Origin of the sequence: Cyanobium sp. A1C-AMD (assembly GCF_024346495.1) — a bacterium.
Lineage (GTDB): Bacteria > Cyanobacteriota > Cyanobacteriia > PCC-6307 > Cyanobiaceae > Cyanobium_A > Cyanobium_A usitatum.
This window is the reverse complement of sequence record NZ_JAGQDB010000033.1, coordinates 1-24242: the sequence shown is the minus strand read 5'-3', so window position 1 is coordinate 24242 and position 24242 is coordinate 1. Positions and strand designations below refer to the sequence as shown.

25 protein-coding genes are annotated in these 24242 nt (G+C 66.2%); 24 read left to right on the top strand and 1 reads right to left on the bottom strand.

Features of this window, described 5'->3' with window-relative positions:
* The 11 genes from KBY74_RS07350 to KBY74_RS07300 all read left to right on the top strand — a co-directional run.
* Positions 1 to 338 (top strand): GGDEF domain-containing protein (locus KBY74_RS07350; RefSeq protein ID WP_254942133.1); only part of this gene is annotated, 338 nt, incomplete at its 5' end.
* 223 nt (positions 339 to 561) lie between these two features.
* The gene (locus KBY74_RS07345) at positions 562 to 1374 is read left to right on the top strand and encodes an SDR family NAD(P)-dependent oxidoreductase (RefSeq protein ID WP_254942132.1); all 813 of its coding nucleotides are present in this window, start codon (positions 562 to 564) and stop codon (positions 1372 to 1374) included.
* 115 nt (positions 1375 to 1489) lie between these two features.
* On the top strand, positions 1490 to 2194 hold the full coding sequence (gene hypB / locus KBY74_RS07340) for a hydrogenase nickel incorporation protein HypB (protein ID WP_254942131.1): 705 nt from the start codon (positions 1490 to 1492) through the stop codon (positions 2192 to 2194).
* A complete protein-coding gene (gene hypF, locus KBY74_RS07335; RefSeq protein WP_254942130.1) occupies positions 2191 to 4512 on the top strand; it encodes a carbamoyltransferase HypF in 2322 nt (773 codons plus the stop codon). The genes hypB and hypF overlap by 4 nt, the downstream gene beginning before the upstream one ends.
* Before the next feature lie 17 nt (positions 4513 to 4529).
* Positions 4530 to 4754, top strand: a complete 225-nt coding sequence (locus tag KBY74_RS07330; RefSeq protein ID WP_254942129.1) for a HypC/HybG/HupF family hydrogenase formation chaperone — start codon at positions 4530 to 4532, stop codon at positions 4752 to 4754.
* Positions 4751 to 8365 (top strand): pyruvate:ferredoxin (flavodoxin) oxidoreductase, encoded by a 3615-nt coding sequence (gene nifJ, locus KBY74_RS07325; RefSeq protein WP_254942128.1) that lies wholly within the window; start codon positions 4751 to 4753, stop codon positions 8363 to 8365. Before KBY74_RS07330 ends, nifJ begins: the two co-directional genes overlap by 4 nt.
* The gene (locus tag KBY74_RS07320) at positions 8362 to 9393 is read left to right on the top strand and encodes a dihydroorotate dehydrogenase-like protein (protein WP_254942127.1); all 1032 of its coding nucleotides are present in this window, start codon (positions 8362 to 8364) and stop codon (positions 9391 to 9393) included. The genes nifJ and KBY74_RS07320 overlap by 4 nt, the downstream gene beginning before the upstream one ends.
* A gap of 86 nt (positions 9394 to 9479) precedes the next feature.
* Positions 9480 to 10502, top strand: coding sequence for a hydrogenase formation protein HypD (gene hypD, locus KBY74_RS07315; protein ID WP_396123124.1), 1023 nt, complete (start codon positions 9480 to 9482; stop codon positions 10500 to 10502).
* Positions 10499 to 11494 (top strand): hydrogenase expression/formation protein HypE, encoded by a 996-nt coding sequence (gene hypE / locus KBY74_RS07310; RefSeq protein WP_254942125.1) that lies wholly within the window; start codon positions 10499 to 10501, stop codon positions 11492 to 11494. Before hypD ends, hypE begins: the two co-directional genes overlap by 4 nt.
* Before the next feature lie 53 nt (positions 11495 to 11547).
* Complete coding sequence (locus tag KBY74_RS07305) at positions 11548 to 12234, top strand: response regulator transcription factor (protein ID WP_254942124.1); 687 nt, start codon at positions 11548 to 11550, stop codon at positions 12232 to 12234.
* A gap of 105 nt (positions 12235 to 12339) precedes the next feature.
* A complete protein-coding gene (locus KBY74_RS07300; protein WP_254942123.1) occupies positions 12340 to 12573 on the top strand; it encodes a DUF3136 domain-containing protein in 234 nt (77 codons plus the stop codon).
* On the opposite strand, the gene KBY74_RS07295 is transcribed toward KBY74_RS07300, so the two are convergent.
* Positions 12570 to 13115, bottom strand: coding sequence for a hypothetical protein (locus tag KBY74_RS07295; RefSeq protein WP_254942122.1), 546 nt, complete (start codon positions 13113 to 13115; stop codon positions 12570 to 12572). The genes KBY74_RS07300 and KBY74_RS07295 overlap by 4 nt on opposite strands.
* A 79-nt stretch (positions 13116 to 13194) precedes the next feature.
* Between KBY74_RS07295 and KBY74_RS07290 the strand changes: the two genes are divergently transcribed.
* The 13 genes from KBY74_RS07290 (at position 13195) to KBY74_RS07230 (ending at position 23495) form a co-directional block, all read left to right on the top strand.
* Positions 13195 to 14064, top strand: a complete 870-nt coding sequence (locus tag KBY74_RS07290; protein ID WP_254942121.1) for a LysR family transcriptional regulator substrate-binding protein — start codon at positions 13195 to 13197, stop codon at positions 14062 to 14064.
* 179 nt (positions 14065 to 14243) lie between these two features.
* Positions 14244 to 15215 (top strand): hypothetical protein, encoded by a 972-nt coding sequence (locus tag KBY74_RS07285; protein WP_254942120.1) that lies wholly within the window; start codon positions 14244 to 14246, stop codon positions 15213 to 15215.
* Positions 15170 to 16510, top strand: coding sequence for a DUF6880 family protein (locus KBY74_RS07280; protein WP_254942119.1), 1341 nt, complete (start codon positions 15170 to 15172; stop codon positions 16508 to 16510). The genes KBY74_RS07285 and KBY74_RS07280 overlap by 46 nt, the downstream gene beginning before the upstream one ends.
* An 83-nt stretch (positions 16511 to 16593) precedes the next feature.
* Positions 16594 to 17766 (top strand): Fic family protein, encoded by a 1173-nt coding sequence (locus KBY74_RS07275; protein WP_254942118.1) that lies wholly within the window; start codon positions 16594 to 16596, stop codon positions 17764 to 17766.
* A gap of 614 nt (positions 17767 to 18380) precedes the next feature.
* The gene (locus KBY74_RS07270; protein ID WP_254942117.1) at positions 18381 to 19064 is read left to right on the top strand and encodes a hypothetical protein; all 684 of its coding nucleotides are present in this window, start codon (positions 18381 to 18383) and stop codon (positions 19062 to 19064) included.
* Between the two features lie 141 nt (positions 19065 to 19205).
* On the top strand, positions 19206 to 19550 hold the full coding sequence (locus KBY74_RS07265; RefSeq protein WP_254942116.1) for a hypothetical protein: 345 nt from the start codon (positions 19206 to 19208) through the stop codon (positions 19548 to 19550).
* Positions 19547 to 20395, top strand: coding sequence for a PD-(D/E)XK nuclease-like domain-containing protein (locus tag KBY74_RS07260; RefSeq protein WP_254942115.1), 849 nt, complete (start codon positions 19547 to 19549; stop codon positions 20393 to 20395). Before KBY74_RS07265 ends, KBY74_RS07260 begins: the two co-directional genes overlap by 4 nt.
* Positions 20395 to 21675: a recombinase RecT gene (locus tag KBY74_RS07255; protein ID WP_254942114.1), complete on the top strand. Its 1281-nt coding sequence runs from the start codon at positions 20395 to 20397 to the stop codon at positions 21673 to 21675. The genes KBY74_RS07260 and KBY74_RS07255 overlap by 1 nt, the downstream gene beginning before the upstream one ends.
* Positions 21672 to 22058: a hypothetical protein gene (locus KBY74_RS07250; RefSeq protein WP_254942113.1), complete on the top strand. Its 387-nt coding sequence runs from the start codon at positions 21672 to 21674 to the stop codon at positions 22056 to 22058. The genes KBY74_RS07255 and KBY74_RS07250 overlap by 4 nt, the downstream gene beginning before the upstream one ends.
* Complete coding sequence (locus tag KBY74_RS07245; RefSeq protein ID WP_254942112.1) at positions 22055 to 22300, top strand: hypothetical protein; 246 nt, start codon at positions 22055 to 22057, stop codon at positions 22298 to 22300. The genes KBY74_RS07250 and KBY74_RS07245 overlap by 4 nt, the downstream gene beginning before the upstream one ends.
* A complete protein-coding gene (gene ssb, locus KBY74_RS07240; RefSeq protein WP_254942111.1) occupies positions 22297 to 22827 on the top strand; it encodes a single-stranded DNA-binding protein in 531 nt (176 codons plus the stop codon). Before KBY74_RS07245 ends, ssb begins: the two co-directional genes overlap by 4 nt.
* On the top strand, positions 22827 to 23081 hold the full coding sequence (locus KBY74_RS07235; protein ID WP_254942110.1) for a hypothetical protein: 255 nt from the start codon (positions 22827 to 22829) through the stop codon (positions 23079 to 23081). Before ssb ends, KBY74_RS07235 begins: the two co-directional genes overlap by 1 nt.
* Before the next feature lie 171 nt (positions 23082 to 23252).
* Positions 23253 to 23495 (top strand): hypothetical protein, encoded by a 243-nt coding sequence (locus tag KBY74_RS07230; protein ID WP_254942109.1) that lies wholly within the window; start codon positions 23253 to 23255, stop codon positions 23493 to 23495.
* The last annotated feature ends 747 nt before the right edge of the window (positions 23496 to 24242 follow it).

Sequence of the window (24242 nt, the reverse complement as noted above, 5' to 3'; positions counted from 1 at the left end):
GCTACGGTCACCCCGCTGGCGATCATGTTTTGGTGGAGTTTTGCCAGAGAATTCAGGTAAAGCTCCGAGATAGCGATGCTTTTGGCCGCTGGGGCGGTGAAGAGTTTTTGATCGTCCTGCCCCACTGCGATATCGCAGCAGGAAAATCGTTAGCGGAGAAGCTCCGCAGTTGTATTGCTTGTCAGCCGTTCTCAGAGGTGGGCATGGTTACCGCCAGCTTTGGCGTCGCTCAGCGCCAACGAAGGGAGGACCAACTGGTCTGGATTCAGCGAGCGGATCAACACCTCTACATCGCAAAGAATGGTGGCCGCAATCGTGTGGTGACAGCTGATCGGTAGGCCTCTGCTGTTTGCCGTCATGAACCCCGACGGCCTGCTGATCAGGTGGCTTGGCTGTGGTCTAGCATTCTTGATGTGAGATTTATTCAATATTGAGTACAATGCCATCCGGGCAAAGCGGGACGACAGCATCTAGCAAGAGTTCAAACTTGAGGTACGATTAGTTTAAGGATAGTTCATATAGTCGGGATCTTCGTTTTGTGATTTCAATTCAGAGCTTGTAATGCCAGCCCCAACCGTTCTTGTTACCGGAGCCTCCAGCGGAATTGGTGCGGAGACAGCCCGCCTATTGCTGGAGCGCGGCTGGCGTGTGTTTGCCGCTGCTCGGCGGCTGGAAGCAATGGAGCCCTTGGCAGCCTTGGGTGCCGAGGTGATGGCGTTGGATCTCATCGATGAGCACTCACGCCGCGAGCTCGCTGAGCAGCTCACCGCCAAGGTGGGTGCGCTCGATGCGCTGGTCAATAACGCCGGCTTCGGTGAAGTGGGTCCGCTCGAGACATTGCCCCTGGATCGAGCCCGGGCGATTTTCGAAGTCAACGTCTTTGGGCTGATGGGGCTCACCCAGCAGTTATTACCTGCCATGCGCGAGCGAGGTCGTGGTCGCATCGTCAATATCTCCTCTATTGCCGGTCGCTGTGTTTCACCCGGATCGGGGTGGTATGGGGCCAGCAAGTTTGCGCTGGAGGCCCTGAGCGATGCCTTGCGTCTCGAGCTCAAGGCCTTTGGCGTCAACGTGGTGGTGGTTGAGCCGGGCGTGATCGCCACCGACTTTGCCAATGTGGCCGCCCCCTCGATCGAGGGAGCTTTGTCTTGCAGCACCTACGGCAACATGATGCGTGCCGTTCGCAAGAGCTGGGATGCGGTCTACCGGGGTGCCTCCCAGCCGCTAGAGGTGGCACTAACAATCGAGCGAGCCCTCACCGACCCCACCCCATCAGCCCGTTACCTCTGCGGTCACCAGTCGGCCTCAGTGATCGCCAGCCGGATCCTGCCAACGCGACTGTGGGACAGCCTGATTCGCATTCAGATGACCTGATCACCGTCTGCACTAGTGGTGCTCTGAACCTTGCAGGGGCGGAGGCCCATGACCCTCATTCCGGAAGGGTTCCGGGTGGTGCCTAGCCTGGATCTGGCCTCTGCCGATTGCCGACATGTGCCGCGACTGCTCCTGCGGACAGCCGGCGCCTGAGCCGCTCCCAGAACCAACCCGCCAGCTACCCCTGCACACGGCCCTGCTGCAACGCAACGATGCCCAGGCCGCCGGCCTGCGCCAGCGCTTTCAAGCCGCAGGCGTCACGGTGGTGAACCTGCTCTCCTCCCCCGGCGCGGGCAAAACCGCCCTGCTCGAAGCCCTGGCCCAGCGCCTCGATTCCAGCGGCTTGGCAGTGATCGTGGGCGATCTGGCCACCGACAACGACGCCCGCCGCCTGCAGGCTGCCGGGCTGGCGGCGGTGCAGATCACCACCGGCCAGGCCTGCCACCTGGAGGCGCCAATGGTGGCCGAGGGTCTGCATCGCCTCCAGCACCAGGGCATCAGCCTTGAGCAGCTTGAACTGCTGCTGATCGAGAACGTGGGCAACCTGGTGTGTCCCGGCGCCTACGACCTCGGCGAGAGCCTGCGGGTGGTGCTGCTCTCCACCACCGAGGGAGAAGACAAGCCGCTCAAATACGCGCCGATCTTCCACGGCGCCGATCTGGTGCTGATCACCAAGAGCGACCTGGCCGAAGCGGTGGGCTTCGATCGCGCCGCCGCCCACGCCGCCATCGCCCGGGTGGCCCCCCACGCCCGCGTGCTGGAAACCTCGGCCCGCAGCGGCGCCGGCCTCGACGCCCTGATCAACGCCCTGGCGCGATGAGCGAGGTGCGGCTGCGCCTGTGGTGCCGCGGCGTGGTGCAGGGCGTGGGTTTTCGGCCCCTGGTGCACCGCCTGGCCGCCGAGCTGCAGCTGGTGGGCGAGGTGGAGAACGTCGCTGGCGCCGTAAGGCTGGAGTTGCAGGGGGAGCGCCGCTCGCTGGAGCTGCTGGTGCGGCGGTTGCCCGAGGCGTTGCAGCCTCCCGGCGCTCTGGAGCCACTGGCGCCCGAGTGGCTCCCGCCCCTCGTTCCGGCGCCGCCTGGCCTGCGCATCGCCGCCGCCAGCGCCCAACCCCTGGGCGCTGCCCTGGTTGCCCCGTCCCTCGTCGCCGATCTGGCCCCCTGCCCCACCTGTCTGGCGGAGCTCCACGACCCCGCCAACCGCCGCTACCGCTACCCGTTCATCAGCTGCAGCCAGTGCGGGCCGCGCTACTCAATCGCCAGCGCCGAGCCCTACGCCCGCGCCCACACCAGCCTGGCGGGCTTCCGCCTGTGCGCTCTGTGCCAGCGGGAGTTTGACGACCCCGGCGATCGCCGCTTCCACGCCGAAACGATCGGCTGCCCCACCTGTGGGCCCCAGTTGCAGTGGCAGGGGCCCGCAGACTGTGGAGCAGATCCGCTGGCGGCAGCCCTGGCCCTGCTGGCGGCGGGCGGGATTTTGGCCCTGCAGGGGGTGGGCGGCTTCCAGCTGCTGGTGGCTGCCGGCGATCCGGCGGCGGTGGCCCGGTTGCGCCAGCGCAAGCAGCGGCCCGCTAAGCCCCTGGCTCTGCTGGTAGCCGATCTGGAGGCCATCGCTCCCCTGGTGGAGCTATCGGGGCCTGAAAGGCTCCAGTTGCAGCACCCGGCCGCGCCGATCGTGCTGCTGCGGCTACGGCCAGGCCAGCACCAGCTCTTCGCCGGGGTGGCCCCCGGCAGCGCTGCTTTGGGGGTGATGTTGCCGGCTTCGCCGTTGCACCAGCTGCTGGCGGAGGGCTTTGGCCGCCCCCTGGTGGCCACCAGCGGCAATCGCAGCGGCGAGCCCCTCTGCCTCGATCCGGCCGAGGCCTTCGATCGCCTCGCCGGTATCGCCGATGGCTTCCTGCTGCACAATCGCCCGATCGCCCGCCGCCTCGACGACTCGGTGCTACAGGTGATCGAAGGGCGGCCGGTGCTGCTGCGCCGGGCCCGCGGCTACGCCCCCCAGGCCCTAGCTCTGCAGGCCCCGCCGGGCACCGCCCTGGCCCTTGGCGGTGATCTCAAAAGTGCGCCGGCCCTGGCCCGCGGCGGTCGGGTGTGGCTGGCGCCGCTGCTGGGTGATCTGGCTGGCCCCCTGCCGCAGCAGCTGTTGAGCGAGGGGCTCGAGCAGCTGCTGGAGCGCCACGACCCAGTGCTCGCTGCCCTTGCCTGCGATGGCCATCCCGGCTACGCCAGCCACCAGCTGGCGGCGGTGGCGGCCAGGCGGCTGGGGATTCCGCTGCAGCTGGTGCAGCACCACCGCGCCCATGGCCTGGCGGTGGCGGCGGAGCACGGCCTGCAGCTGCCCCTGCTGGTGTGGGCCTGCGACGGCCTCGGCTATGGCGAGCCGGCCGGGGCGAGCGGCCATCGGCTCTGGGGCGGCGAGCTGCTCTGGCTCACGGCAGCTGGCGCCGAGCGTTGGGCCTGCCTGCGCCCCTTTCCCCTGCCCGGCGGCGAGCGGGCCATGGCTGAACCACGCCGGGCCGCCCTGGGGCTGCTGGCCGCGGCCGGCCCGGAGGCCCTGGGCCATCCAGGGGCCGCTGCTTGCCGGGCCGCTTTCAGCCCCGGCGATTGGCAGCTGCTGCTGCAGGCCATCGCCAGCGGCTGCCATAGCCCGCTTTGCTCCAGCACTGGCCGCCTGTTTGATGCGGCGGCCTCCCTGCTGGATCTGTGCCAGCGCAGCAGCTTTGAGGGGGAGGCGGGGCTGCTGCTGGAGGGCCTAGCCCTGCAGGCCCCGCCTCCGCTGGTGGCGCCCATGCCGCTGCTGCCGGCTGCAGGGCTGGAGCTTGGCTGGCTCGACTGGCAGCCCCTGTTGCACAGCTTGTTGAACGCGGGCGTGTCGCCGCAGGAGAGCGCTGCCTGCTTCCACGCTTCCCTGGCGGCCGGCTTGGCCAGCGCCGCGGCTCAGGCAGCTGGGCGCCTTGGTGCCACCACCGTGCTGCTGGCCGGGGGCTGCTTCCAGAACCGCCTGCTGCTGGAGCGCAGCGCCGCTGCCCTGCGGGCGGCGGGCCTGGTTCCCCGCTGGGCTGAGCAGCTACCCAGCAACGACGGCGGCCTGGCCCTAGGCCAGCTTTGGGCAGCTCTGGCTGATCCCTCTATAACGAAGTAGAGCGTGGAGGCCTACCCATGTGCCTTGCCACCCCCGGTCTGATCTTGACGATCACCGGTTCGCCTGCGGATGCCGGTTTAGATGCGGAGCTGTGGCGCCAGGCCGAGGTGGATTTTGGTGGTGTGCGCCAGTGGGTGAGCCTGGCCTGCTTGCCGGAGGCGGAGGTGGGTGACCGGGTGCTGGTGCACGTGGGCATGGCCCTGAGCGTCGTGCTCGCTGACGATCCCGCCGAGGAGCCATGAGCAGCCCCCAGCTCACTACCACCAAGAACACCATTGATGGCAACGAGGCCGTGGCCCGGGTGGCCTACCGCCTCAATGAGGTGATCGCCATCTACCCGATCACGCCGGCCTCGCCCATGGGCGAGTGGGCTGATGCCTGGGCTGCTGAGAGCAGGCCCAACCTCTGGGGCAGCGTGCCTTCGGTGGTGGAGCTGCAGAGCGAAGCGGGTGCTGCCGGCACGGTGCATGGCGCCCTGCAGGCCGGGGCGCTCACCACCACCTTCACGGCCAGCCAGGGGCTGCTGTTGATGATCCCCAACCTCTACAAGTTGGCGGGGGAGCTCACCCCGGCGGTGCTGCACGTGGCGGCCCGATCCCTGGCGGCCCAGGGCCTGTCGATCTTTGGCGATCACAGCGATGTGATGGCCACCCGCGGCAGCGGCTGCGGGATTCTCTGCTCGGCGTCGGTGCAGGAGGCGGGCGACTTTGCCGCCATTGCTGCCCGGCTCAGCCTGCGCAGCCGGCTGCCGTTTCTGCATGTGTTCGATGGCTTTCGCACCTCCCACGAGATCCAGAAGATTGAGCCGCTCAGCGACAGCCAGCTACTTGAGCTGATGCCCGCGGCGGAAATCAGTGCCCACCGCGCCCGCGCCCTCAGCCCCAATCGGCCGGTGATCCGCGGCACCAGCCAAAACCCCGACGTCTACTTCCAGGCGCGCGAATCGGTAAATCACTTCTACGACGCAGCCCCGGATCATCTGATCGAGGCGATGGCGCGCTTTGGCGAGCTCACTGGTCGCCCCTACCGCCCCTACGACTACGTCGGCCCCGCCGCTGCCGAGCGGGTGCTGGTGCTGATGGGTTCCGGCTGCGAGACCGCTGTGGAGGCGGCTGCGGCGCTGCAGGCCGCCGGCGAGCGGGTGGGGGTGCTGAAGGTGCGCCTGTTTCGGCCCTTTGCGGCCCGGCTGCTGGTGGAGGCCCTGCCCGCCAGCACCCGGGCGATCGCCGTGCTCGATCGCTGCAAGGAGCCCGGCGCCCCCGGCGAGCCCCTCTACCTCGATGTGGTGGCAGCCCTGGCCGAGGAGTGGGCGGCCGTCCATGGAGGTGCACCACTGCCGGCGGTGTTGGGCGGTCGCTACGGGTTGTCGTCGAAGGAGTTCACCCCGGCGATGGTGAAGGCGGTATTTGATCATTTGCGGCCCCTGCTGGTGCCTGGCCAGCCCCGCCCGCTCAACCACTTCACGGTGGGCATCGACGACGACCTCACCCACCGCTCCCTGCCCCTCGACACTGACCTCGAACACGGCTTCCACACCGACGCCGCTGAGGTGCGGGCAGTGTTTTACGGCCTGGGCTCCGATGGCACGGTGGGGGCCAACAAGGCGGCGATCAAGATCATTGGCGAGGGCACGGATTTATATGCCCAGGGATATTTCGTTTACGACTCCAAAAAGTCGGGTTCGGTCACGGTGTCGCACCTGCGCTTTGGGCCCGAGCCGATCCGCTCCACCTACCTGATCCAGCGGCCCACGTTTGTGGCCTGCCACCAGTGGGATTTTGTCGAGCGCTTCGATCTGCTGGCCGGCATCGAGCCCGGGGGCGTGTTTCTGCTCAATAGCCCCTTTGCGCCAGCAGACACCTGGACGCGGCTGCCGCAAGCCCTGCGCGCTCAGATCCGCAGCAAGGGGATTCAGGTGCAGCAGATCAATGCCTACCAAGTGGCGCGCCAGGCGGGCATGGGCCCCCACATCAACACGGTGATGCAGGCCTGCTTCTTTGCCCTCAGCGGCGTGCTGCCGCGCCAGCAGGCCCTCGCCCGGATTCGCCACTCGATCGAAACCAGCTATCGCCGCAAGGGTGAGGCCGTGGTGGCGATGAACCTGGCCGCCCTCGACGCCAGCCTCGAGCAGCTGGTGCCCCTCGATTGGTCGAGCCTCGACGACTCCGGACTGGAGCCATTGCGGGAGGACCGGCTCACTGGGGCCCCGGATTTTGTGCGCGAGGTGATCGGGCCGATGCTGGAGCGCCGCGGCGACGCCCTGCCGGTGAGCGCCCTGCCCTGCGATGGCACCTGGCCGGTGGGCACGGCCCGCTGGGAGAAGCGCAACATCGCCGATGCGGTGCCGGTGTGGGAAACAGACCTGTGCGTGCAGTGCGGCAAGTGCGTGCTGGTGTGCCCCCATGCGGTGATCCGCGCCAAGGTGGGCGCCCCGGAAGCCTTTGCCGCTGCCCCCGAGGGCTTCCGCACCGCCCCCGCCCGCGACCCCGCCTTTGCCGGCCAAACCTTCACCATCCAGGTGGCCGCCGAAGACTGCACCGGCTGCGCCCTGTGCGTGGAGGTGTGCCCCGCCCGCGACCGCAGCGAGCCCAAGCGCAAGGCGATCAACATGGCGCCGCAGCGGCCCCTGCGTGACCAGGCCCGCGGCAACTGGGACTTCTTCCTGCAGCTGAGCGAGGTGCCCCGCGCCGAGCTCAACCTGCACAAGATCGGCCAGCAGCAGCTGCAGCAGCCGTTGTTTGAGTTTTCCGGCGCCTGCGGCGGCTGCGGCGAAACGCCCTACCTCAAGCTCGCCTCCCAGCTGTTCGGCGATCGGATGCTGATCGCTAACGCCACCGGTTGCAGTTCGATTTACGGCGGCAATCTGCCCACCACCCCCTGGAGTGCCAACGCCGAGGGGCGCGGGCCGGCCTGGAGCAATTCCCTGTTTGAAGACAACGCCGAATTCGGCTATGGGATGCGGGTGGCGCGCGACCAGCAGCGCCAGATGGCCCTCGATCTGCTGGAGCGGTTGGCGGGCCAGCTTGAGCCTGCCGAGTTGCCGCCCCCCTTGCTGGAGGCCCTGCGCAACGCCGATCAAGACGATGAGGCCGGCATCGTTGAGCAGCGCCAGCGGGTGGCCGATCTCAAGGAGCACCTGGTCGGCCTGGAGCAGCCCGAGGCCCGCCAGCTGCTGGAGCTAGCCGATGCCCTGGTGAAAACCAGCGTCTGGTTGGTGGGCGGCGATGGCTGGGCCTACGACATCGGCTTCGGCGGCCTCGACCACGTGCTCGCCAGTGGCCGCGATGTCAATGCCCTGGTGCTCGATACCGAGGTGTATTCCAACACTGGCGGCCAGGCCTCCAAAAGCACCCCCCGGGGGGCGGTGGCCAAGTTTGCCGCCGCTGGTAAGGCGGCCCCCAAAAAAGACCTGGGCCTGATGGCGATGACCTACGGCACCGTCTATGTCGCGAGTGTGGCGATGGGGGCCCGCGACGAGCACACCATCCGCGTTTTTCTGGAGGCTGAGAGTTACCCGGGGCCTTCGCTGATCATTGCCTACTCCCACTGCATCGCTCACGGCATCGACATGGCCCAGGGCATGGCGCACCAGAAGCTGGCGGTGGATTCGGGTCGCTGGCTGCTCTACCGCTACGACCCCCGCCGGGCCGAGCGCGGCGAGATTCCCCTGCAACTCGATAGCCCGGCGCCAAAGCGCTCGCTCAAGGAGGCGATGGAGCAGGAAAACCGCTTCCGCATGCTGCGCTACAGCCAGCCGGAGCGGGCCCAGGCCCTGGTGCGCCAGGCCCAGCGGGAGCTCGAATGCCGCTGGGCCACCTACCGGGCGCTCTCCCAGCCAGCCCCCAAGCCATGATTCCCGACCTCTCCACCACCTATCTCGGCCTGGCCCTGCGCAGCCCCCTGGTAGTGGGCGCTGCTGCGCCCCTCAGCGAGGAGTTGGCTCAGTTGCAAGCCCTCGAGCGGGCTGGGGCGGCAGCGATCGTGCTGCATTCGCTGTTTGAGGAGCAGATCGAGCAGGAGCAGCTCGACCTGCACCGCCATGCCATGGCCGGCGCCGATAGCTATGGCGAGGCGCTCACATACGTGCCGGAGCCATCGATCTTCCATGGCGGGGAAGACCTCTACCTGCGCCATCTCGAGCAGGCCCGTAAGCATCTGGCGGTGCCGGTGATCGCCAGCCTCAATGGCACCAGCCCTGGCCGGTGGGTGGAGTCGGCGCGGCGGATTGAGGCGGCCGGCGCCTCGGCCCTGGAGCTCAACATCTATGCGATTCCCACCGACCCCGAGCTCTCCAGTGCCGCCATCGAAGCCGAGGTGGAGGAGATCGTGCGCCAGGTGCGCGCCGAGGTGCGCCTGCCCCTGGCCGTGAAGCTCAGCCCCTTCTTCACCAACCTCAGCGCCGTGGCCCGGCGTTTGGCGGTGGCGGGCGCCGATGGGCTGGTGCTGTTCAACCGCTTCTACCAGCCCGATATCGACATCGAGACCATGGAGGTGCGGCCCAACCTGCTGCTTTCCACCCCCCATGACCTGCGGCTGCCGCTGCGCTGGATCGCCCTGCTGCACGGCCGCCAGCCCCTGGCTCTGGCCGCCAGTGGCGGCGTGCACCGGGGCACCGATGTGGTGCGGCTGTTGATGGCGGGGGCTTCGGTGACCCAGGTGGTTGGGGCGCTGCTGCGCCATGGCCCCGAGCGCTTGGCGGGCCTGGAGGAGGAGCTGGCCACCTGGCTGATGGAGCACGAGGTGGCCAGCGTGGCGGAGCTGGTGGGCTGCATGAGCCAGCAGCGCTGCCCCAATCCGGCCGAATACGAGCGGGCCCAGTACATGCGAGCCATCCAGGGTTACCGCCCCGCCGATGCCCGCCAGGCGCAGGGCCCCTGGTGAGTACCGCCCTGCAAAGCCAAATCAATGGCCGGGTAGCTGAGCTGGCGGCCCAGCTTGCTGCCACTGCCAGCCGCCCCTGGACCCTGATGGAGGTGTGCGGCGGTCAGACCCACGCCATCCTGCGTTGGGGTCTAGATCAATTGCTGCCACCGGGGCTGCGGTTGATCCATGGCCCGGGCTGCCCGGTGTGCGTAACTCCGGCCGAACGCATCGACGCGGCCCTGGAGCTGGCGGTGCGCCCCGAGGTGATCCTTTGCTCCTACGGCGACATGCTGCGGGTGCCGGGCGGTGCCGCCGGCCACGATCTGCTTGGCGCGCGGGCTGCCGGCGGCGACGTGCGGCTGCTCACCTCGCCCCTACAGGCCATTGCCCTGGCCCAGGCGTGCCCTGAGCGCCAGGTGGTGTTTTTGGCGGTGGGCTTTGAAACCACGGCACCGGCCACCGCCCTGCTGCTGCGCCAGGCCCGGGCTCTGGGGCTTACCAACCTCACGGTGCTGCTGGCCCACGTGCGGGTGGCGCCGGCGATGGCGACATTGCTGCAGGAGCCTGGCAACCAGGTGCAGGGCTTTTTGGCGGCGGGCCATGTGGGGGCGGTGATGGGCACCGCCGAGCTCGGGCAGTTGGTGCGGCGCCACCGGGTGCCGGTGGTGGTCACGGGCTTTGAGCCTGCCGATGTGATGGCCGGGCTGCTGCGACTGGTGCAGTTGCTGGAGGCGGGCACCCCGGCGCTTGCTAATGCCTACGGCCGGGTGGTGCGCCAGCAGGGCAACGGCGCGGCCCAGGCCTTGCTGAAGGAGGTGTTTGCGGTGGTGGACCAGCCCTGGCGGGGTTTGGGCCCCATCGCCGCTGGTGGCTATGAGCTGGTTGCGGCCTACCGCGACTTCGATGCGCTGCTGCGGTTTTGCCTGCCCTCAGCGGCTGCTGCCCCGCCGCTGGAGCCCCTAGCCAGCCCCTGCATCAGCGGCCTGATCCTGCAGGGCCGCGCCCTCCCTCCCGATTGCCCGGCCTTCGGCTCGGCCTGCACCCCGGAGCGGCCGCTGGGGGCACCGATGGTGTCGAGCGAAGGGGCCTGCGCCGCCTATCACCGCTACCGGCGCCCGGCCCCATGAGCGACTGCATCCAGCTGGCCCATGGCGGCGGCGGCACCCTGATGCAGCAGCTGATCAACCAGGAGCTGCGGGCCCTCTACGCCGATCCGGCCCAGGTGCTGCACGATGCGGCCCGACTCGAATTGCCGCCCGGCCCACTCGCTTTCAGCACCGACGGCTACGTGGTGCAGCCGCTGGAATTCCCCGGTGGTGATATTGGCAGCCTGGCGGTGATCGGCACAGCCAATGATTTAGCGATGGCGGGCGCCCGGCCCCTGCATCTGAGTGTGGCGCTGCTGCTGGAGGAGGGCTTGCCGCTGGCGCTGCTGCGGCGCCTGGTGGCCTCGATGGCTGCGGCGGCCCGAGCCTGCGAGCTCACGATCGTTACCGGCGACACCAAGGTGGTGGAACGGGGCAAGGCCGACGGCATATTCATCACCACCAGTGGCATCGGGGCGGTGCAGGCGCAGACGCCGATCCACCCCACGGCGATTCGCCCGGGCGATCAGCTGCTGCTGAGCGGCGACCTGGGCCGCCATGGCGTGGCAATCCTGGCCGCCCGCCATGGCTTGGCCCTGGTGCCGCCCGTGCTCAGCGACTGCGCGCCGCTTTGGCCCCAGGTGCGGGCCCTGCTGGAGGCCGGGGTTCGGATTCACTGCCTGCGCGACCTCACCCGCGGCGGCCTGGCCAGTGCCCTGCAGGAGCTAGCGGAGGCGGCCGCGGTGGAGCTGGCGATTGAGGAGGCACGACTGCCGGTGCTGGAGCCCGTGGCGCGCACCTGTGAGCTGCTGGGCTTTGAGCCCTTGCACCTGGCCAATGAGGGTCGCTTTTTGGTGGTGGTGCCGCCCCAGGCTCGCGATCAGGCCCAGACCCTGCTGGCGGCCAGTGGCGGAGCCTGGATCGGCAGCGTGCGGCCGGCCAGCAGGGGAGCGCGGGTGTTGCTCACCACTTCTTTTGGCACCGAGCGTCTGCTGCTGCCCCTCAGCGGCGAGCTGCTGCCCCGCATTTGCTGAGCCCGCCAGCTGTCTTAGGGTGATCTAACGCCCCTGCCAAGAGTTGTGGGTCGATGGATCTCACCCCTTTTCTGAGCAGCCTGGAGGGCACCACCCTCGACCAGGTGCTGTTGTCGATTGCGATCAGCGGCAAGGTGGCGATCGCCATGAAGGGTCGCTTTCTGTTGCGATCAGTCTGCGAGAGCTTTCAAGACCGTACCCGCATCGGCTGCGCCGTCACCGATGAGGCCACCTGCCTGGCCTACCTGGCGCGGGAGCCCTACGAGCTGCTGATCTGCACCGACTACCTGGAGGACGGCAATGGCTTCGAGCTCACCCGCAAGGCGCGCAGTGCCCATCAGGGCTTGCGGGTGGTAGTGCTGGCCCTGGGGGATGTGATTCCGGCCCAATACGTTGAGGCTTCCTGGCTGGAGGCGGTAGTGGCGGAAGCCGATTTCATTGGCGATCAGCGGCCCCTCCAGGCAGCGGTGCTGGCGGTGATGGGGCAGCACTCCTACCGCAGCCCCTCGCTGCGTTCCGGCACCCTGCCCTACCTGAGCTGCCCGCGGCTCACTAAGCGCGAATACGAAGTGCTGGATCTGCTGGCCAGCGGCCTCACCGATCGGGAGATTGCTGAGCGACTGGTGGTGAGCGAGGAAACTGCCAAGACCTACACCAAGCGACTGCTTAAGACCCTCGACGTCACTAACAGGTTGCAGGCCGTGCTCAAGGGCATGCGTTGCGGCATGGTGCAGCTCTAACGCCTTACAGATTGTCCCCGTATGGGGGGCTCGGTAATCCTGTCCAGAAGCGCACACTCGAGCTAGGCCCGATCGGGTTCTTTGCGGCCGCCCAGCCGGAGTGCCATGACCACCTCCCTCCCCGCGCCAGGTCTCACCATTGGTGAATTGGAAGCGAACTATCCGCTTTATTGCAAGGCCATGCGCCTGTTGATTCGCGAGGGCAAGACGATCGCCAAGGTGCGCCGCACCGTTTGCTGGCAGCGGCTGGAGATCCTGCACAATTGCCTGCCGACTCAATACCGCGAGCCCGATTATTTGTTCGCCTTGCTGCAGCGGGAGTTGAGAGCTTGCCTCTAGGCGTCGCTTGCTTTTTCCAGCTGGGGATCGAGAACCCACAGGGCTAATCCGCCGCCCCGCCCCCTGGCGAGCAGCCAGCCGTTATCGGCGGCGCCGGAGCGAGCGATCAGGGCGAAAAATGGGCGCCGGCGTGGCTCCGGCTGCCGGCTGATCGCTTGGCGCCAGAGGCTTTGGCGACCGAGCCGCAATTCCAGTTGGTCAAACCAAAACTCCAATAACGGCCTGCGGCCCCGCAGATTGCCGCTGCCGCTGAAGCGCAGCTGCAACGCCCCGAGCTGAACGCTGTTCACCACCTTGAGATCACCCCTTTCCAGCGAAGGGGCGTCTGGAGTGACGTCTCCTGTGGCGATGCTCAGACTTGCCTGCAGGCCCCGCAGCAGGGCTGCCGTGGCGGGGTTGGGTTGGGCCCTGCCCTTGCTCCAGAGCAGCTGGAGCCGCCAGCGGCCAAACAGCTGCTCTGCCGTAATCGCGGAGCCCTGGCGACGGCTGAGCTGCTCAAGTGCCAGCGCCTGTTCGCCACTGGGAATTTCGCTAGTAGGCATTTTGCTACTGGGCATCAGAGTCGGTAAAGCCTTTCATGGCTCAGATCTGGCTTAAATTCGATTGTCAGTTTTCGCGGAATTGGTTGATCTTGATGCGCTTACGGCGCTCGATGCCCTGCAGTGGCTGCGTACGAGTGAAGAGGTCTCTAAGCGCTTCGGCCTAAGTCAGGCCACCGTCAGCAGGCAATCGCGGAAATGTCTGGATCTTTTTGGTCTTGATCTCCAGCGCATCGAGGGCGAGTGGAACACCGTACGATCTTGGCGCTTGAGCGCTGCGTTCATCAAGTGGCGGAGGTGGCAGGGGCGTAGGCCCCTGCGCCTGGAGGCGACCTATTGGTCAGGCCCCTTGTTGTGTACTCCTGTGCCGGACAATTGGATTCTTGGCCTTGCCAATATTGTTGGAGTGCCGCGAAATTTTCAGCTAGTTAGGGAGAGGATTGTTGATGTCTGCCTCACCGGCTTGCCTGATTGCCCCCCTGCCGATGAACCCGAGCTGACTTCGATTGCCCTGTCGAAGATGCCGGTATTTTTTGTTGTTAGGCCGGGTCATCCTTTGATTAATCAAGCCCAGCTGTCTTTTGATGATATTGCCCAATATCCAACCCTTGGTCTGCCGCCAGGCTCCTATCCCAGGGTTGAGGCTTGCTTAAAGAAGCTCGGCTTCTGGAACGATCATGTGCGAATGTTTCGCTACAAGCGCGAAAATTGGGAGGGTAAAACGGAGGCGGAGCTCACTATCGGCTATGCCACTTCACTCAGCATGGAAGTTTCTGGGGGTGATTTAGTCAGGCTGCCCTTGGAGTTGCCATTTGCCTCTGGGGAGGTGCTTGTATGTCGCCGAGATTTTATTGATCATCCTCGTTTGCTTTCCTTGCAAGCTTTGCTGCTTTCCCGTCTGGCTGGGTTAGCTGAGCGCTACGGCGATATCCAGTTGATTGGCAATCACTAGTTTTGTATTTTGTGGCTGTTGCAATCGCTGACACGCTGAGTTGCCGCCGGCTGCGCAGTGAGGCTGCAAATAATTAATTATGCTGAAAGTGAAAGATTCTGCTTTGTTCGTTGCGCTTGGATGGCGTTTTTGCGTTTTTAAGGTAAGATTTATTTGTGTTGGCGGGCTGGTGGCGGGTGGTGGTTGAGCTTGATTGGCTAGCCGCCCTAGACGGTCTGATTTGGCTGCGCACCGGGCATCAAGTTGAGGCCAGGCTTCAGATCGGTCAGTCCAGCGTGAGTCGTTTGAGTCGCAGGTGCGCCGATGTTTTTGGTCTCTCCCTGGCCAGGCGAGGCTCCGAGTGGCAGCTCGATGGTGATACGACACTCCTAAATCTTGAGCGCCGCGTTCACCAGGCTGTGCGGTGGACCCGTGGCGGGCCTTTGCGTCTGGAGGGGCAGCATTGGTCGGGCCCCTTGCTCTGTGAGCCGGCTCCAGCAGGTTGGATTGCTGGATGTTTTCACTTTCATGAATACGAAAAGCCGCTGCAGCTGCTGAGGGAAGGGGTGATCGACGCCTGGGTTGCTTCCTACCCCGATGTGCCAGCTGCCACTGACCCCACCATTGCCTGCATTGGCTTGAGCCGAATGCCGATTTGGCTGGTGGTCGATCAATCTCACCCGTTGCTGGAGCTTGGTGAGCAGGTGACGTTTGCTGATGTGGCTGCCTATCCCTGTATGCCCATGCCTGATGGCGCCTTTCCTAGATTTCAGGCTGTTCTGGAAGCCTGTGGCTTGTGGAATGGCGGCACCACCCCTAAACCGATTCGGGATTCTTCGGAATCTCAGCAGGTTAATTCTGAAGATCTCATTGTTGGTTTCGCCACTCCCCTCTCCTTGCTTCTAAGTGACGATTGCTGCAGGGTGCTGCCTCTAGAGCTGCCTTTAGAGGTTGGCGATGCCCTCCTAGTGCCAAGGCAATACGAGCGTGCTCCCCAAGTGCTGCAGTTGCTGGCGGAACTTCGTTTGCGTTTGGAGAGCCTCGCTGGCGCCGCTCCAGGCTTGGTGGTGTTAGACGGGTTCGAGCACCCAAGTGCTGCCCCAAGCGACCAGCCCTTTAAGGAGCAATGGCTGCCAAGCGCACCCTCAATGCCAAAAACCTCGAAGGCCTAGGCGCGGCCGTCCTCGCCGAATTGCTGATTGAGGTGAGCGCTGGTAGTGCGGTGATGCAGCGCCGTTTGCGGCTGGCGCTAGCTGCGGCTGAGGGTGCCGGCGGAGCGGCCCAGGAGGTGCGCAAGCGCTTGGCAGCCCTGGCCCGTGCCACTACCTATGTCGATTCGCGCAAGCGCAAAGCCTTGGTGGTTGATCTGGAGGCCCAGCGCCAGGCCATCGCTGGACCGGTGGCGGCAGTGGATCCGCCGCTGGCTCTGGAGTTGCTGCTGCGTTTTCTCGAGCTGGCAGATGGTGTGCTCGATCGCTGCTCCGACAGCACGGGCATCGTGATTGGCCTGTTCCAGAGGGCCGTGCTTGACCTCGGGCCGCTGGCCAGCGCGGCCGCCATGCCCGCCGAAGCGCTGGCTGAGCAGCTGCTGGAGCTGGTGTTTGAAAACGGCTACGGCCAATTTGACGACTTGATCCCGGCGGTGGCCGATGCCCTTGGCGATCCGGGCCTGCGACTTCTCGAGCAAGGCTGCCGCGACCGGGGTGCCTGCGGTGGTCATCCAGCCCTGCTGCAGATCGCTGAATGCCTGGGTGATGTGGATGGCTATGTGGCCCAGTTTGATGCCAAGCAATTGGCCTGGCCCCCTACCGCCGCGGATGTGGCAGGCCATTTGCTGCAGGCGGGCCGCAGCCAGCAGGCCCTGGCCGTGCTGGATGGCGCCGCCAGTGCTGCTGCTACCTGGCATTCCCCCGAGTGGCACGACACCCGCATCGCCGTGTTTGAGGCCCTGGGCCGCAACGACGAGGCCCAGCAGTTGCGTTGGGCTTGTTTTGCCAAAACCCTCTCGGCTTGCCATTTGCGCGACCACCTCAAACGGCTTGCTGCCTTCGAGGACGTAGAGGTGGAGGAGCGGGCCTTTGCGGTGGCAGAGGACCATCCCATGCGGCTGCTGGCCCTCGACTTCCTCGTGCGCTGGCCCGCGGTAGCGCGGGCTGGGCGCCTAGTGCTCACCCATGGGCCCGACTGGGATGGTGAGTCCTTCGAAATCCTTGCGCCAGCGGCTGAGCGGCTCAGCGCTGAGCAGCCGCTGGCCGCCACGGTGCTGCTGCGGGCGATGTTGGTTTTTGCCCTGTCGACGGGCCGCACCAAGCGCTACCGGCACGCCGCCGAGCACCTGGACAGCTGTGAGCTGCTGGCCGCCCGCATCGACGACTGGCAGGGCGTGGAGCGCCACGAGAGCTTCATGGGTCGCATTCGGGAGGCCTTTGGCGGCCGCTGGAGCTTCTGGTCTCTGGTGGAGCGCTGAGGCTCTACAAGGTGGTCCCTAATTCACGGGAAAAGTCGCTTCTTTGAATAAGCTGGCTGCGTATTCAAGGTTGCTGGGGTGTAATGCGGCGCGAGGCCACCGGCCACTACGAGGACAGCGCCACCGCCGGGGAAACGATGCGGGCTTTTGTGCCCGACCCGCTGCCGCCAGAACCCCCGGTGTTGCTGGTTGGTCCACTGCAGGCGCTGCATGAGCGGGCGCTGCTGGCCTGCGGCCGCCTTGATGGCGTCTCCACCCTGCTGCCCAACCCCGAGCTGTTCCTCTACGCCTACGTGCGCCGTGAGGCCCTGCTCTCCTCCCAGATCGAGGGCACCCAGTCGTCGCTATCTGATCTGCTGCTATTCGAGCTGCAGGAAGCACCCGGCGTTCCCTTTGACGATGTGGTGGAGGTCTCCAGCTATGTGGCCGGGCTGGAGCATGGCCTGACCAGGCTGGCGGAGGGGTTCCCGCTCTCCTGTCGCCTGCTGCGCGAGATCCACGGCCGGCTGCTGAGCCGTGGACGCGGCGCCGATCGCCTGCCGGGGGTGTTCCGCCGCAGCCAGAACTGGATCGGTGGCACCCGCCCAGGCAATGCCCGCTTCGTGCCGCCTCCGCCGTGGCTAGTAGAGGACTGCATGGGGCTGCTGGAGCAGTTCATCCATGGCGGCCACCACGGTGAGCACTCTCTGCCAGTGCTGGTACGTGCCGCCCTGGCCCACGTGCAGTTCGAGACGATCCACCCGTTTCTCGATGGCAACGGCCGCCTGGGCCGGCTGCTGATTGTGATGATGCTGATCGATGCTGGCGTGCTCCAGCAGCCGCTGCTCTACCTGAGCTTGTTCTTCAAGCAGCACCGCCGCCGCTACTACGAGCTGCTCGATGGCGTGCGCCAGCAGGGCGATTGGGAGGCCTGGCTCGGGTTCTTTCTGGAGGGTGTGGAGAGCACGGCCTCAGCCGCGGTGGCTACTGCTCAGCGGCTGCTGGCCCTGTTTCATACGGATGAAGCGCGGCTGGAAGAACTGGGCCGATCAGGCCCCAGCGTGCGCTTGGGCTATGCCGCTTTGCGCCGGCGGCCGCTCACCAGCACCAAGCAGCTCAAGGAGCTGAGCGGACTGAGTTTCCCCACCGCCGGCAAGGCCCTCGAGATCCTGGTGGAACTCGGCATCGCCCGGGAAATCACCGGCGGCCAGCGCAATCGTCTGTTCGCCTATGACGCCTACCTGGCGATCCTCAGCGAGGGAACTGAGCCGCTCTGAGCTTTTTGCTCCATCGCATCGGCCAGCCGCGTCCCTGCAACCTGGAGGGTGAGGGAACAGAATCGAATTGAACGCCCCCTGTTGGATTCGAACCAACGACCGGCTGCTTAGAAGGCGGCTCATTTCCCCATAAGAACCTAGTTATTGCAGTCTTTTTCGTGATTACTACGCACCGTTTGGTAAAAACTGGGTAAAAAGTGTTCAGGTAGGTCTGGGGCAAAAGGCCAGATGTGGGCTGGGGTTTCCGTTAAGGAGCCCGCCAGCGTTCTCAGCGGGTTTGCGGCCTCTTTTTGATGTGAAGTAGGCCAGACGGGAGCAAGCGACCGCATGTCTTGAAGGCAGCCGGTCTGTTGCGCCAAAGGCAGCATTGGCGCATTGGTTTCCAAGGGAGCGCTCTGCCCTGCAATGACGATCAGGAGCGCTCCCGCTTCGCTGGCCTGGCAGTTCAGGGCCGGTGTCGTCACAAGCCAACGGTCTGGGTTCCTGGTCCTGGCGGGCGGTCGTGCCCAAGCCCGATTGGGGCCAAAACGTAAAAGTTTGCACAAAACGCCAACAAAGGTTTGTCGCTCGCAAACCTGAGGGACATACAGTTTGGGTTCCCGAACGGCAACCCAGTGCAGAGCCTTCAGCACAAGCTCGATGCCGCCCGGGTGCAGTTCGGCAAGTTCCTGCGCAACTGGCGGCGCAGTAACGACTGGTCGGTGACCACCGCCCAGGACTGGGCCAAGGCATGTCCTGCCCTGATCCCCTGGTCCTTGCGGGTAGCCGGCGGGCAGTGGGGGAACCTGGAGAACGGCAAGGTCCACCAGCCCCAGCCCAGCACCTTCATCCAGCTGGGGGTGCTTAACGAGTGTCTGGCCCTGGATGACCGGGGCCCGATCAAAGACCGGACCCTGCGCGATCGGGTGCAACGAGCCCAACCTGTCCAGCACCCCGACGGCCGCCTTTGGGGCGCTGAGGACTGGTTCGCCTGCTACATCGGCAAGCTGGAGGGACCCGCTGGGCTTTGGCCCCGTCAAGAAGAGATCGAGGCGGAGATCGAAACCAAGCAGCTGCGCAGCCTGTTTGAGCGGGCTGTGGAGCATGTCGGCGCACGCCCGGTATCGGCAGCGATGCAGGTGCTGCGCAAGGCCGGTGATCTGCCGATGGAGCAGGTAGAGGCGATCGAGAACGCCCTGTTTGCAGGCGAGCGGCTGGCACCAGCCATCGTCCCTATTGCCCGCCAGGCCCTCGCTGGCTGGGTGCGGGAGGCGGCGCCGGAGCTGCTCGACTCCGAGGAGGAGGGAGGCGCCTCCTGAGCCAGGCGGCAGCACGTGAACCCAGGCTGCGGCCGTGACAGGCACTACAAAGCAGCAATTATGCGTAGCCGGAATACCTGCTTTTAGCGTTCCCTAAAGAGTGGTAATAGGGGTAGCTTTGGCGTCAACCTGCAAGGACTTGTGAATTGCGCCGAACGCGGCTTTTCTGTTGCCGATTCCAGGTCCCCTGATGACCTGGCCCTCCAGGACCCACCTCGCTCCGAGCTGGAGCACTACACCCTGATCCAGGCCGCCTTCTCTGCTGCCCTTGCGGCCTGGCAGCAGCACTGGCCGGCCATCACAGCTGAATCTCTCGCGGCGCTTGCCGGCCACGGCATTGCCATCAGCTTCCGCCAGAGCGCCTGCGGCGGCTACGTGGCCACCCTGCTGCACTGCAGCGGCGGCGGTATTGACTCAGGCCTGTGCCCGTCACTGCTGGAGGCAAGGCGGCTCGTCCTCGGCCACGGCCAGGAGGAGGGCCGATGAGCGACCTCTCGCTAACTGACTACCACCGTCATCCCGCCTGGTCCCCCACCGCCCTCAAGGCAGCGGTTACCGGCACGATGCGGGCCTGGTGGCAGCGCTTTGGGCCGGAGGCGGCGCCGTTCGTGCCCTCAGCGGACATGGTCAAGGGAGATCTGGTCGACGCCCTGCTCACCCCGCCGTTCCGTATTGAGGAGCGCTTTGCGGCGTTCAAAACGATCGCCCGCAATACCAAAGTCGGTGCCGCCAACTGCGCCGAGGCCGAGGCGGCCGGCCTGACGCCGGTGAGCCACGAGATGGTGGAGCAGGCCCTGCGCATCCGCGATGCCCTGCATGCAGATCCAGTGGTGGGGGAGGTACTGGCGGCCCTGGACCCAGCGGCCAGCCAGCAGCCCCACTTCTGGCAGGACGAGGCCGGCCGGCCCTGCCGCTGCCTGCCGGATGTGGTCACCAGCGACGGCCGCCTGTTCGATCTAAAGAAGACGCGCAGCGCCAGGCCTCGTCGCTTCTACTGGCAGGCAAAGGATCTGGCCTACGACCTGCAGATCGCCCATCTGGGCCTGGGCCACCAGCACCGCTGCGGCACCGAACCGGCCGAAACCGGGGTGATCGCCTTCGAGTGGCCGAGCGATCCGGCCGCGGCGATCGACTGCAGCCTGCTGATCTTCGATGGGCAGGACCTGCAGACGGGGCTGCAGCGCCGGGAGGAGGCTTTCCGGCGGATCGCCGCCTGCCAGGCCAATGGCAGCTGGCCCAGCCACGGCCGCCAGGCCTTCCGTCCTGCGCCCAGCAGTTTTAGCCTTCTCGAAAGCGAAGGAATTGATCTGGATTCCATTGACCTCTTCTAATGAGCAACTCCATCCTTGTGAGCGGCGCCGATGCGCCCTCCAGTTCCGTCTCCGCTTCCGTCTCCGCTTCCGCGCTGGCGGTGCAGGCGGACACCCTGCAGGTGTTCAGCGGCATCGCCGCCTTTGACGCCGCCCAGCGCATGGCCAAAGCCCTGTGCTCCTCCACCCTTGTGCCCAAGGAGTACCAGGGGCAGCAGGGGCTGGCCAACAGCTTGATCGCCCTGGAGATCGCCGGCCGCATGCACCTCTCACCGCTAGTGGTGATGCAGAACATGACGCCGATCCACGGGCGGCCGACCTGGAGCAGCAAATTCCTGATCGCCACAGTGAATGCCAGCGGCCGCTTCTCGCCGCTGCGCTTTGTCTTTGACGCCAAGGAGAAGCCCACCAGTTGCTACGCGGTAGCCACCGATAAGGCCACCGGTGAGGTGCTGGAGGGGGAAACGATCACCCTGGAGCTCGCCCGCAAGGAGGGCTGGTGGAGCCGCAAGGACCGCCAGGGCAACGAGACCAGCAAGTGGCAGACGATGACCGGCCAGATGCTGCGCTACCGCGCCGCGGCCTGGTGGTCCAACGTCTACTGCCCGGAGATCGCCCTGGGCTTGATGACCCAGGAGGAGGCGGTAGATATCGAAGCGGTGACGGTGCGGGAAACGCCTGCGGCAACCCTTTCTGTAGCCCCGCTCGATCAACCAGCGCCTGGCCCGACAGAGGGCAAGACAGAAGCTAAGCAGGGGCCAGCTGTACCCAAGCTTTTACGCCCTCGGGAAGACACCTCTCTTGTATCGGGTCCGCTGAATAGCGAGGCTGATGCGCCCCAGATCGGTGGCGCCCCCGCTGCAGAGGAGGCCGCTGAGCCGGTAGCGGTGCTGGAGGCCGAGATTGTCGACACCGCTGGCATCCAGCCGGGGTCTGCCCCTGCAGCGCCGCGCCGCTCCCGCAGTCAGGCGAAATCCGCAGCCAGCACGGCTGAAAGCGCTCCGCCCGAGCAGGAGCCGACGCCCCCAGTCCCCCAGGCGCCGGAGGAGGAAGCAGCGACTCAGGCGGCAACTCAGGAGCCCGATCCGGTGGAGGCCGGGCTGCAGCAGATCCCGCGCATCGCCACCCTGCTTGAGCTCGATGCCGCCTACGGGCGGGTGAACCAGCTGCTCGGCTCGGGCCGCATCAGCGACCACAACGCCGAGCGGCTGTGGAGCGCAATCACCCGTCGCCGCAGCCAGCTGGAGGCGGCGGTCCAGTCGGCGGATCCCATGGCGGAGGCCAGGGAGGTGGGGCCATGAGCACGACCCCCTATCTGATCCAGGCCCAGCAGCTGCTGGAGCTGGCGCTGGAGCAGGCCCGCCAGGAGCGCGACTGCGGGGTGTTTGAGCTGGCCCGTGGGGAGCGCAGCCTGCAGCAGTTGCAGCGGTTGGTGGAGCGGGTGGCCCTGGTCCAGGGCCTTTGGCAGCAGGTCCGCAGCCTGCTCGGCGCCCAGGAGCAGCCCCCGCCACCGACGCGGTTCCGGCCGGGTGAGCACTGGCGGAGCCCAGATGGTCTCTATCGAGTCGAACCCTGCCCGCTCGTCCCGAGCTGCATACGGCTTATCCCGCTGAGTTGCAGCGCTCAAGAGCCGCTCTACCGCCACCCCAGCAACACCAGCCGCTTTCAGAGGCTCTGGCCATGAGCGCACTGCCTGCAAGACCGCGGCCCCTGCGCCAGCGGATCGGCAACCACAAAAAAACGATCACCATGAACAACGACACCTACGAGCGGGTGAGCGCCTTTGCGCGTCGCCACAACATCACTTGGAGTGGAGCGCTGCATGAGCTGGTGCGCACCCACCCCCTGATCGGCCTGTCCTCGCTGCTGGCTGCCCAGGAGCGCATCGACGCCATCAAGGGTGCGGCTCAGGAGGTGCAGGCATGAGCATCAACGTGGTCGTGCTGGTCGGTAATGCCGGCCGGGATCCGGAGCTGCGCTTCTTTGAGAGCGGCAGCTGCGTCTGTGAATTCACGCTCGCCATCAACCGGCCGCCGCGAGATGGCCAGGAGCCGGCTCCCCTGTGGGTGAACTGCAAGGCCTGGGGCAAGACTGCCCAGGTGGCTGGGGACTACGTCCGCAAGGGCAGCAAGGTGGCGGTGGTCGGCCGGCTGGAGGTCGAGCAGTGGACCGACAGGAGCAGCGGCGAGGTGCGCAGCAAAACCCTGGTGACGATCGATCGCTTGGAGCTCTGCGGCAGCCGAGGCGGCGGTGCTGGCGGCTACAGCGGTGAAGCAGAGCCGAGCAGTGGTGAGCACCAGGGCAGGGCCGCGCCAGCAGGCGGAGCGCCCAGTGCAGCTCATGGCGCAGCGACTTCCCGGCCAGCAGCACCCAGCTCCGGCGGCTGGGGCAACGACTGGTCCTCGCTTCCCGCCGGGGCCACTCCCCTCAGCGATGAGGAGGTGCCGTTCTGATGGAGCGCCCAACCCGACGACTGGACCTGCCGGCGTTTCCCCGCAGCCGCAGCCGCCCGCGCCATCCGGGGCAGCTGGCGCTGAGCCGATTGGGCCGCATCGGGCGGCTGCAGCTGCTCGTGCTGCTGCTGCAAATCGGCAGCCTGGGCTTACTGATCCGGATGGAGCTGGTGGAGCCGCGACCGTTCTGCCGGCTGCAGCAGTGGAGCAGCAGCCCGAGATCGGGCACTTGGCCCTCCACTCACCTGAACTGAAGCCCGGATCATCCAAAAGCCGCCTCCAAATCACCGAGGTCAGCATTGCCGGTCACTGCCACCGACAGCCCCAGGCCAGCCACATCGCTGTGGCGTCACTGGCGTCCCTGCACTGCCGGCAACAAATGCACCGTTTTCCCGTTCATCTCGTGCCGGTGGCGACGTGGGGTCATGGGCCCGAATGACGACCTACACCGCCTTGAGCGTGAGCTAGAGCGCTCCCACAAGCAGGGCATCGGCCCCCTGCTGCTGGGCCTAGCCGTGCAGCGCTGTCTCGATGCCAAGCGCTCAGTCAGTGGCTACGCGCTGATCGTGGACGCAAAGGACGCAGCCGCCAAGGCGTTCTGCGTGCGCCATGGCTTCCGCACGTTTCAGGACACGCCGCTCAGCCTCTACCTGCCACTGGGCGGCTGAGGCCTGCGTACAGACCAGCCAGGCGACCTCAAGCAGAACCCTCAACGTTGTCCCTAGTCCCAGTCCCTGTCTCCACCCCGGCAGCGGGGCGTGATGGTGTCACGCGGCGCAAGGGCTGCGCGAGTCGGTGAGGCCGCTGCGCGGTCACCGACCCTTGCGCTCGCGTGATCTCTTGCCTCCTCGCCGCCGCCGGGATGGGTGGCTCAGATCACGCCGGCCCGGCGCTGCTCCCGCGGCTGCGGTGCCTACCCAATCTCGGGCCCGGAGTGCTGGGTTGGGGTGCTGAAAGCCGGTCGAGGGCTTCGCGCGGCTGCGCGGTGATTCACCAGGGTTAGAGCGATGGGAGAGCGTCAATAAGGGCCCACTTGCTATCAGAGAAGCCAGCTGTCACCCGATCAGCGGCAGGTGCCCAGATCCATTCCCCCAGAGTGGTTCTGCCTGCCTATAAGTGCAGTTGTACTGGTAGAATATGGGCTACGCCAAAGGCCCCTAGCCCATCGCCTGCGGTAATCCAATCCCCTGATCTCGCCAGCACTGCCGTTCTTCTTTTTGCGGTGTGTTGCCCCGATCAGTTGTCACCTCTGGCAGCTGATTCATGGATCTTTGTCTCTCATCTAGCCCTGAAATAGCCCCATCCCACTCGCTTGTGATCGCGGCCGGTGGTGGCCGGGATCTGGCCTGGCCCCAGCAGCGGGTTGCCGCTGAGCTGCTCGCCCGCAGCGGTGGCCGGCTGGTGCATCTGGTTCT

Coding starts and splice junctions, on each gene's coding strand:
- KBY74_RS07345 (WP_254942132.1), top strand. CDS start 562: ATGCCAGCCCCAACCGTTCTTGTTACCGGAGCCTCCAGCGGAATTGGT.
- KBY74_RS07255 (WP_254942114.1), top strand. CDS start 20,395: ATGAGCAACTCCATCCTTGTGAGCGGCGCCGATGCGCCCTCCAGTTCC.
- hypE (WP_254942125.1), top strand. CDS start 10,499: ATGAGCGACTGCATCCAGCTGGCCCATGGCGGCGGCGGCACCCTGATG.
- KBY74_RS07320 (WP_254942127.1), top strand. CDS start 8,362: ATGATTCCCGACCTCTCCACCACCTATCTCGGCCTGGCCCTGCGCAGC.
- nifJ (WP_254942128.1), top strand. CDS start 4,751: ATGAGCAGCCCCCAGCTCACTACCACCAAGAACACCATTGATGGCAAC.
- hypD (WP_396123124.1), top strand. CDS start 9,480: ATGGAGGTGTGCGGCGGTCAGACCCACGCCATCCTGCGTTGGGGTCTA.
- KBY74_RS07250 (WP_254942113.1), top strand. CDS start 21,672: ATGAGCACGACCCCCTATCTGATCCAGGCCCAGCAGCTGCTGGAGCTG.
- KBY74_RS07280 (WP_254942119.1), top strand. CDS start 15,170: ATGGCTGCCAAGCGCACCCTCAATGCCAAAAACCTCGAAGGCCTAGGC.
- KBY74_RS07330 (WP_254942129.1), top strand. CDS start 4,530: ATGTGCCTTGCCACCCCCGGTCTGATCTTGACGATCACCGGTTCGCCT.
- KBY74_RS07260 (WP_254942115.1), top strand. CDS start 19,547: ATGAGCGACCTCTCGCTAACTGACTACCACCGTCATCCCGCCTGGTCC.
- KBY74_RS07305 (WP_254942124.1), top strand. CDS start 11,548: ATGGATCTCACCCCTTTTCTGAGCAGCCTGGAGGGCACCACCCTCGAC.
- KBY74_RS07230 (WP_254942109.1), top strand. CDS start 23,253: ATGGGCCCGAATGACGACCTACACCGCCTTGAGCGTGAGCTAGAGCGC.
- ssb (WP_254942111.1), top strand. CDS start 22,297: ATGAGCATCAACGTGGTCGTGCTGGTCGGTAATGCCGGCCGGGATCCG.
- KBY74_RS07235 (WP_254942110.1), top strand. CDS start 22,827: ATGGAGCGCCCAACCCGACGACTGGACCTGCCGGCGTTTCCCCGCAGC.
- KBY74_RS07275 (WP_254942118.1), top strand. CDS start 16,594: ATGCGGCGCGAGGCCACCGGCCACTACGAGGACAGCGCCACCGCCGGG.
- KBY74_RS07300 (WP_254942123.1), top strand. CDS start 12,340: ATGACCACCTCCCTCCCCGCGCCAGGTCTCACCATTGGTGAATTGGAA.
- hypB (WP_254942131.1), top strand. CDS start 1,490: ATGTGCCGCGACTGCTCCTGCGGACAGCCGGCGCCTGAGCCGCTCCCA.
- hypF (WP_254942130.1), top strand. CDS start 2,191: ATGAGCGAGGTGCGGCTGCGCCTGTGGTGCCGCGGCGTGGTGCAGGGC.
- KBY74_RS07295 (WP_254942122.1), bottom strand. CDS start 13,115: ATGCCTACTAGCGAAATTCCCAGTGGCGAACAGGCGCTGGCACTTGAG.
- KBY74_RS07245 (WP_254942112.1), top strand. CDS start 22,055: ATGAGCGCACTGCCTGCAAGACCGCGGCCCCTGCGCCAGCGGATCGGC.